The 7092-nt window shown below is 48.5% G+C and carries 10 protein-coding genes; 9 read left to right on the top strand and 1 reads right to left on the bottom strand.

Going from position 1 to position 7092, the window contains the following annotated elements:
• Positions 1-188, top strand: a 188-nt coding sequence (locus AC9UES_RS06010) for an EF-Tu C-terminal domain-related protein (protein ID WP_509527625.1), incomplete at its 5' end; no start/stop codon positions are given.
• 150 nt (positions 189-338) lie between these two features.
• Complete coding sequence (locus AC9UES_RS06005; RefSeq protein ID WP_509527622.1) at positions 339-749, top strand: hypothetical protein; 411 nt, start codon at positions 339-341, stop codon at positions 747-749.
• 51 nt (positions 750-800) lie between these two features.
• Here the strand turns inward: AC9UES_RS06005 and AC9UES_RS06000 are convergent, their stop codons facing one another.
• Positions 801-1616 carry a shikimate 5-dehydrogenase gene (locus AC9UES_RS06000; protein ID WP_509527620.1) on the bottom strand — a complete coding sequence of 272 codons (816 nt, stop codon included), beginning with the start codon at positions 1614-1616 and terminating at the stop codon, positions 801-803.
• A gap of 144 nt (positions 1617-1760) precedes the next feature.
• On the opposite strand from AC9UES_RS06000, the gene AC9UES_RS05995 reads away from it, so the two are divergent.
• The 7 genes from AC9UES_RS05995 to rplW all read left to right on the top strand — a co-directional run.
• Complete coding sequence (locus tag AC9UES_RS05995; RefSeq protein ID WP_509527618.1) at positions 1761-3521, top strand: DUF2207 family protein; 1761 nt, start codon at positions 1761-1763, stop codon at positions 3519-3521.
• A gap of 123 nt (positions 3522-3644) precedes the next feature.
• Positions 3645-4595 (top strand): asparaginase, encoded by a 951-nt coding sequence (locus tag AC9UES_RS05990; RefSeq protein ID WP_509527616.1) that lies wholly within the window; start codon positions 3645-3647, stop codon positions 4593-4595.
• Between the two features lie 40 nt (positions 4596-4635).
• Positions 4636-5028, top strand: coding sequence for a hypothetical protein (locus AC9UES_RS05985; protein WP_509527614.1), 393 nt, complete (start codon positions 4636-4638; stop codon positions 5026-5028).
• A gap of 298 nt (positions 5029-5326) precedes the next feature.
• Positions 5327-5635, top strand: a complete 309-nt coding sequence (rpsJ, locus tag AC9UES_RS05980; RefSeq protein ID WP_506557996.1) for a 30S ribosomal protein S10 — start codon at positions 5327-5329, stop codon at positions 5633-5635.
• A 10-nt stretch (positions 5636-5645) separates the two neighbouring features.
• Positions 5646-6299 (top strand): 50S ribosomal protein L3, encoded by a 654-nt coding sequence (gene rplC, locus AC9UES_RS05975; protein ID WP_509527611.1) that lies wholly within the window; start codon positions 5646-5648, stop codon positions 6297-6299.
• Positions 6300-6303: 4 nt separating this feature from the next.
• Positions 6304-6960 carry a 50S ribosomal protein L4 gene (rplD, locus tag AC9UES_RS05970; RefSeq protein WP_509527608.1) on the top strand — a complete coding sequence of 219 codons (657 nt, stop codon included), beginning with the start codon at positions 6304-6306 and terminating at the stop codon, positions 6958-6960.
• 3 nt (positions 6961-6963) lie between these two features.
• The coding region (rplW, locus tag AC9UES_RS05965; protein ID WP_509527627.1) for a 50S ribosomal protein L23 at positions 6964-7092 on the top strand (129 nt) is incomplete at its 3' end.

Below are 7092 nucleotides of genomic sequence, written 5' to 3'. Positions count from 1 at the left end.
TCCGTACCACTGACGTGACCGGTGTTATCACCCTGCCATCAGGAACCGAAATGGTTATGCCTGGTGACACCACTGAAATGTCGGTTGAGCTAATCCAGCCAATCGCCATGGAAGAGGGACTACGTTTTGCTATCCGTGAGGGTGGCCGTACCGTAGGTGCAGGAACTGTAACCAAGATCACCAAGTAATTTCACTTACTTAGTTCAAACCCCCAGGAGAAATCCTGGGGGTTTTTACGTTTTGCGCCAAATAATTGTTGTTTACCTAGTAAAGAGAAAGTTAACCAAATAACAACAATTTTGGTATTTCGGCCATTAATTCTTTGCCATATTTTAAGGATGACAATTCTAAATAGAACCGCTAAGAAGCCAGCGGCAAAGAAAACTGCAGCGAAAAAGCCAGCAGCTAAAAAGGCTTCCCCGTCCAAGGCCACTCCTAAAAAGAAGAAGCCATTAACCCCAGCTCGGGCAGTAGCCAAGGCGACCAAGAAGGCAACCGTAAAGGTAGCTAAGAAGGTCGTAAAGAAGGCAGCGTCCAAGACCACCAAGAAGGTTTCTAAGGTTGCCAAGAAGGTAGCTAAGAAAGTTGCCAAGAAGGCAACTCCTAAGAAACCATCAAAGAAAGCTGCCGTAAAGGCAACTAAGAAAGTTGCAACCAAGGTCCGTAAGGCAACCAAGAAGGTCGCAACTAAAGTTGCAAAGAAAGTAGCTAAGAAAGCTGCGCCTAAGAAGAAGTCAAAGAAGAAGTAACTTTTTTTCTTCTTATTTCAAACCCCCGGGATTTCTCTCGGGGGTTTGCTTTTAGGATCTTGAAAACTCAGCGGCCCGAGCAATCTGCTCTGGGCTTAGTTTTACTCCGGTGTATTTTTCAAACTGGAGTGCAGCCTGAAGAGCATGTACTTGGGCACCAGTAATCAATCCTTTTCCCTGTGATCTGGCCTCAGCAATCAAGGGTGTTTCTGAAGGAGTCGCCACCACATCAAACACACTGCTTGCTGCAGCAATGAGGTCGGAACTGAATGCTAGCTCAGACTCATTTTCGCCAATCATTCCGATGGGAGTGACATTCACGAGAACATCAAATCCAGCGTTAGCTAAAGCATCCTCTTCAAAGGCGTATCCATATTTGGTAGCCAATGAAAATCCCGCATCCTGGTTTCGTGAAGTCACCGTTAGGTTTTCAAACCCAGCTTCTTTGAAGGCAGCCACAACGGCTTTAGCCATGCCGCCAGAACCGCGAACTAAAACTTTGGACGAGTGTTCAATCGAAGAATTCTTTAGAAGTGCAAGCACAGCTTCGAAGTCTGTGTTGGAACCAGTCAAGACCCCGTTGTTGTTCACAACCGTGTTTACAGAATCGATTGCTTTAGCCGACGGGTCCAGATCATCCAGCAACGGGATGATGGCTTCCTTGAAAGGCATGGATACAGAGGCACCTCTAAACCCAAGGGCTCTGATACCCCTAACCGCTCCCTCAAGATCATTGGTTGTGAAGGCCTTGTAGACAAAATTGAGGTTTAGCTCGTCATACAAGTAGTTATGGAAGCGCGTTCCAAGGTTTGTTGGCCTGGCGGCAAGAGAAATGCACACCTGCATGTCTTTATTTAGTATTGGCACTCTATAAGTCTGGCAGAGCAACATGGCTAGCCACGATTTTGACAAACATCAACAAGGACTACTTCTCGCGGCCAAGTCACGAACCCCCTAAAGGACAAACCAACACCCAAGGCACACACAAGTCTCGAATGCTAGTTTGAATGCATGAAACTTCGATTCAAACTGCTCGCAGCGCTGGTAGTCGCCAATTTCCTGATGCCTGGCCAGATAGCTTCAGCTGATGTGAACGACTTTAGTTTTGAATCTTTCGATGCCGTCTATGAGTTGTCACAAAATAAGGACTTTGATAACCGACCAGAAATACATGTAACCGAAACAATAGTGGCAATATTTCCGGAGATAAATCAGAACCGTGGCATAAAGCGGAGTATTCCCTCTAGTAGCTATGGAGTCTATCCAGGCTTAATTGAAATACACTCTGTCACGGATGAAAACGGAGCTGATCGGGACTACGAGGTTATCGAAGAAGAAGGTTTCAATAATATCTATATCAAGAAAGACGATGATTCATTCGTTAATGGAAGACAGACCTACGTTATCGAATACACCCAATCCTGGGTTATTCGAAATTTTCAAGCCAGTTCCGGTAACGATGAATTTTACTGGGACGTAAACGGCACTGGTTGGCTCCAAAGCTTTGGCAGAGTGAGCGCATCGGTAAAGGTTGACAAGGAACTTCAATCGAACTTGCTAACGAGCGCTGTGTCTTGTTACCAAGGCTTGTCCGGATCAACAAAAAGTTGTGAAGTAAAACAGTTATCCGCAGACCAAATGTATTTTGCCGCTAGCAACTTGATGCCGGGTGAGAATCTAACAATTTCAATACCATTTACAGCTGGAGCAGTGAATACAAGTGGACCCAATGTAGATGGCTCAGCGTCTTGGATCATTTATCAGATAGCAGCCTTATTGGCTTTACTGGTCTTGGCTTGGGCTGTTTATTTCAGAATCTATCGAATTAGGTCTCGCGGAAAAAATCAATTCACGGTACCCGAATACAAGCCGGCTGCTACCCCAACGCTTCTCGACACCAGCATAATTTCTCGCAAGAGCTCCCATTTAATTCAGGCCCTAATCGTTGAGCTAGCAGTCAAGCAGCAAATCGAAATAGAAGCAGTGACTGGAGATGACAAGAGCTTCATCTTACGAAGAACAAGCTCCGCTTTGGATCAGGATGGGGTGATGGCCGCATTAGGTCTTAGTCAGAGCGGCGCCGAAACTCGAATTGGTTCCTCCGCAGATGACGCGCAGAACCAGCTAATTTCTGTAGCACTTCAGAAGCTAATAGCAGGGAAGGTAAGAGCAGTAAATAGTGGAGGCTACTTCTCGAAACGTGCGCTTGGCTTACCAGCTCTTGGTTGGCTGGTGGGGCTTGCGCTATATATCGTCTGGATCATAGTTGCCCTGCAATTGGATCAGATGACAGGGGCAGGTTACGTGGCTGCCCCGATTTTGAGTTTTCTACCCTTTAGCGCTGTCTACTGGTTACTAGTTTCAAAACGTTCCTATACCGCTAAGGGCAGCTCAGTTATCTCTCATCTCAAAGGTCTAGAAATGTATATCGAGCTAGCTGAAAACGACCGACTCGAATTCCTTCAGTCACCTAAAGGCGCTTTACTCAAGCCTTCAGAATTAACCGGAAAACAAGTGCTAAAGCTTTATGAGGAAGTTCTACCGTGGGCAATATTGCTCGGTCTTCAAAAACAATGGGGTGAGGTGCTTACAGAACTTTACCGAGAGCAAGGATCGCCCTCCTGGTTTAGTGGTGCGCCTTTCATGACCCAAAGCCTCTCTAGCGTTGGTCAGGCTCTAAGCTCCTCATTAGCTACAAGTTCATCAGGTGGATCTTCCGGTAGCGGATCATCTGGCGGTGGCGGTGGTGGTGGTGGTGGCAGTGGGATCTAGTTCGGTTATTCTTCCGTCCGCTAGCTCTTTATCCCACTTGGCAATTTAGTATTGGCCAACTGCAGGACGACAGAGCAATAGACTCAAGGTCGATTTGAGTGAAGTTCAATTAGGAGTCTCAAAGTGGTAGATGCCAACTGGGGTTATCAGGTAGCTGACACGATTCAGCTGGCTTATTTGACCCGTGCTGGGATTATTGAATCTCGTCACCACGGTCTGGTTTGCCTCACTGGGCCTGATGGCAAGCTGATTCAAGAACATGGAAACTCCCGAAAACTCATTTATCCCCGCAGCGCCGTAAAGCCATTACAAGCACTGGCTCTTCGAAGATCAGGGCTATTACTTTCCGGTGAACAACTTGCTATGTCGAGCGCATCGCACCAGGGCACCCCAGAGCACATCAAAATAGTCCTTGGCATTCTTCAAGACGCTGGTTTGAGTGAATCAGATCTGCAGTGTCCGGTGGCATGGCCAGGCAACTTGGCTGCAAGAAGTAAAGCCGAATCAGAATCAAAAGCAGCGTTTAACTGCTCCGGCAAGCACGCTGCATTCTTGGCAGCCTGTGTCAAAAACGGCTGGGACACCAAGAGCTATCTTGATCCGAGCCATCCACTGCAGAAACTTATTGTTGAAGTAATCGAAGAGTTTTCTGGAGAGAAAATCCCACACTCCACCTTCGATGGCTGCGGAGCACCGCTCCACTTGATGAGCCTGCAGGGCTTAGCCAAGGCAATTGGAAAATTCGCTGCTACCGAAACAGAGATTCAGGCAGCGATGCTTGCAAACCCATGGGTTGTTGACGATCACGGGGGATCAGACACTCTTGTGATGGAGCAAGGCATGCTAGCCAAGATTGGTGCCGAAGGGGTCTTTGTAATTGGGCTCACTTCTGGCCACGGTGTTGCAGTCAAGGTGGCCGATGGCAGCATGAGACCAGCGGGATTAGCAGCACTAAAGATGCTGCTAAATAACAATTTGCTTGAGCAAAGCACCTACGACCTGCTGTTTTCAAAGTTGAGCATTCCCACCCTTGGCGGCCAAGAGGTAGTGGGCCAACTAGAAGCTGCTTTCTAGTTTTTGGAAGAAAAAAGCCCCCGCTAGGGTTATCTAACTCATGGACCAGCAAACACCCACTCGACTAATAGGCGTTTACAACGCCGATGGTGGGGTTGTGGGGGAGCTGAAGTACTTCTTTGGGCATCTAATTGGAGTAGCAAAGTGCGAGCTTTGCGATGTGACTCATTCGCCAATTCGTCGTAAGGCTTCTTTTGACAAGCTGGCCTTGGACCTCAAGGCAGAGTTTGGGCTGGAAATAGACCTAAAGCACCTCAATGAAAGGACCGAATCCGAGATTCGGGCCTCTTCGGGCCAAGAACCCTGTGTTTTGGCCCAATATGCTGATGGCTCGTTGGGCATGTTCCTCGATCGAGCAGAACTTGCCATGGTCAAGGGTGATGTTGCCAAGTTCGAGGGGATTGTTAGGGCCAGGCTTCGCCTGTTCTTTTAGGCCATTTTGAGGGCTGAATATAGACCTGCATCGGATCTTTAACTTGCATTGACTCGCTGTGCTGTGGCAGGATTGACAAGTTGCTGAGTATTTGGGCCTTTCTTGGTCCAAACCACCTCTGGCTCGTGTCTAGATCCTTTGTTCTTCAAGGAATTTAGTCCCCCGGAGGCTACAACAAGAACTTAAACCTTCATCAGTATTTAGGTCTGGATGTCATTCGACACGCCCGACCGCGGGTGTGGGTGAAGCGATTCAAGTCCTTTGAATCAAACATTTATGAAACGGAAAGTGAGTCACGATGGCGGCACAGAAGATCCGCATTCGATTGAAGTCGTATGACCATGAGGTCATCGATTCATCGGCGCGCAAGATTGTCGACACAGTAACCCGTGCAGGTGCAACCGTAGTTGGACCAGTTCCACTTCCTACCGAGAAAAACGTTGTTTGTGTTATCCGCTCTCCTCACAAATACAAGGACAGCCGTGAGCACTTCGAGATGAGAACTCACAAGCGCGTAATCGACATTATTGACCCAACTCCAAAGGCAGTTGACTCACTAATGCGTCTAGACCTACCAGCCGATGTCAACATCGAGATCAAGCTCTAAGGAAAAAAAGATGTCTACCGAGAATAGAACCGTAAAGGGCCTGCTGGGCAAGAAGCTTGGCATGACTCAGGCATGGGACGAGAACAACAAGATGATTCCGATCACTGTTGTTGAAGCCGGATCAAACGTTGTTACTCAGATCAAAAACCTAGAGCTTGATGGCTACCAGGCAGTTCAGGTTGCCTATGGTGCAATCGCTGCTCGCAAGGTGAACAAGCCTGAGGCTGGTCACTTCGCAAAAGCTTCCGTTGCACCTCGCCGCTACTTGGCCGAGATCCGCACCGCTGATGCAGACACTTACTCCGTTGGACAAGAACTTGGCGTAGAGGTTTTCGAAGTTGGTCAGATGCTTGACGTAGTTGGAACCTCAAAGGGTAAGGGCTTCGCAGGTCACATGAAGCGCCACGGTTTCCATGGTGTTGGTGCATCGCACGGTCAGCACCGTAACCACCGTAAGCCTGGTTCCATTGGTGCATCCTCTACACCGGGTCGCGTATTCAAAGGAACTCGCATGGCAGGTCGCATGGGAACAGATCGCGTAACCGCTATGAACCTAAAGCTTCACGCAGTGGATGCTGAAAAAGGTCTACTACTTATCAAGGGAGCAATCCCAGGTCCAAAGGGCCAGCTAGTTTTCGTTCGCAACGCTGTGAAGGGAGCCTAAGCAAATGGCTGAGAATTCAATCGACATCGTCGACGTAGCTGGCAAGAAGACAGGCGCCGCAACACTTCCTGCCGAGATCTTCGACGTTCAGACCAACGTTCCTCTATTGCACCAGGTTGTTGTTGCACAGCAAGCTGCTGCTCGCCAGGGAACCCAGTCAACTCTGAAGCACGGTGAAGTTTCTGGAACTGGTAAGAAGCCTTTCAAGCAGAAGGGAACCGGTAACGCTCGTCAGGGATCCCTCCGTGCTCCACAGATGCGCGGTGGTTACATCACCCACGGTCCAAAGCCAAGAACTTACGAGCAGAGAACCCCAAAGAAAATGATTGCTGCTGCAATCAAGGGTGCTCTGTCAGACCGCGCTCGCAATGGACGCCTGCACGTAGTTGCAGAGCTGTTTAAAAACGGCGCTCCTTCCACCAAGTCAGCTGCCTCGATTCTTGCTGTACTAACCGGTGGCAGAAAAGCTCTGGTAGTTCTAGATAGAAGCGATGACCTTAGCTACAAATCCCTTCGCAACCTAAAAGACGTTCACGTTTTGCCGGTTGACCAGGTAAACGCTTACGACGTAGTTCTTAGCGACGACGTTGTGTTCACCAAGGCGGCTTTGGATGAGTTCATCAGCAACGCATCCAAGTCCAAGACCGAGAAGGAGGGCTAGTAAATGAGCGCCCTAAACAAGAACCCAAGAGATGTTATCCTGCGTCCAATTGTTTCTGAAAAGAGCTACAACCTAATTGACGAAGGTAAGTACACCTTCGAGGTTGACCCTCGTTCGAACAAGACTGAGATC

Source organism: Rhodoluna sp. (assembly GCF_044232805.1).
In the GTDB taxonomy this organism is placed as follows: domain Bacteria; phylum Actinomycetota; class Actinomycetes; order Actinomycetales; family Microbacteriaceae; genus Rhodoluna.
The sequence above is the reverse complement of the archived record's forward strand: the minus strand, read 5'-3'. Positions and strand labels throughout refer to the sequence as shown.

Coding starts and splice junctions, on each gene's coding strand:
- AC9UES_RS06005 (WP_509527622.1), top strand. CDS start 339: ATGACAATTCTAAATAGAACCGCTAAGAAGCCAGCGGCAAAGAAAACT.
- AC9UES_RS05995 (WP_509527618.1), top strand. CDS start 1,761: ATGAAACTTCGATTCAAACTGCTCGCAGCGCTGGTAGTCGCCAATTTC.
- AC9UES_RS05985 (WP_509527614.1), top strand. CDS start 4,636: ATGGACCAGCAAACACCCACTCGACTAATAGGCGTTTACAACGCCGAT.
- rpsJ (WP_506557996.1), top strand. CDS start 5,327: ATGGCGGCACAGAAGATCCGCATTCGATTGAAGTCGTATGACCATGAG.
- rplC (WP_509527611.1), top strand. CDS start 5,646: ATGTCTACCGAGAATAGAACCGTAAAGGGCCTGCTGGGCAAGAAGCTT.
- rplD (WP_509527608.1), top strand. CDS start 6,304: ATGGCTGAGAATTCAATCGACATCGTCGACGTAGCTGGCAAGAAGACA.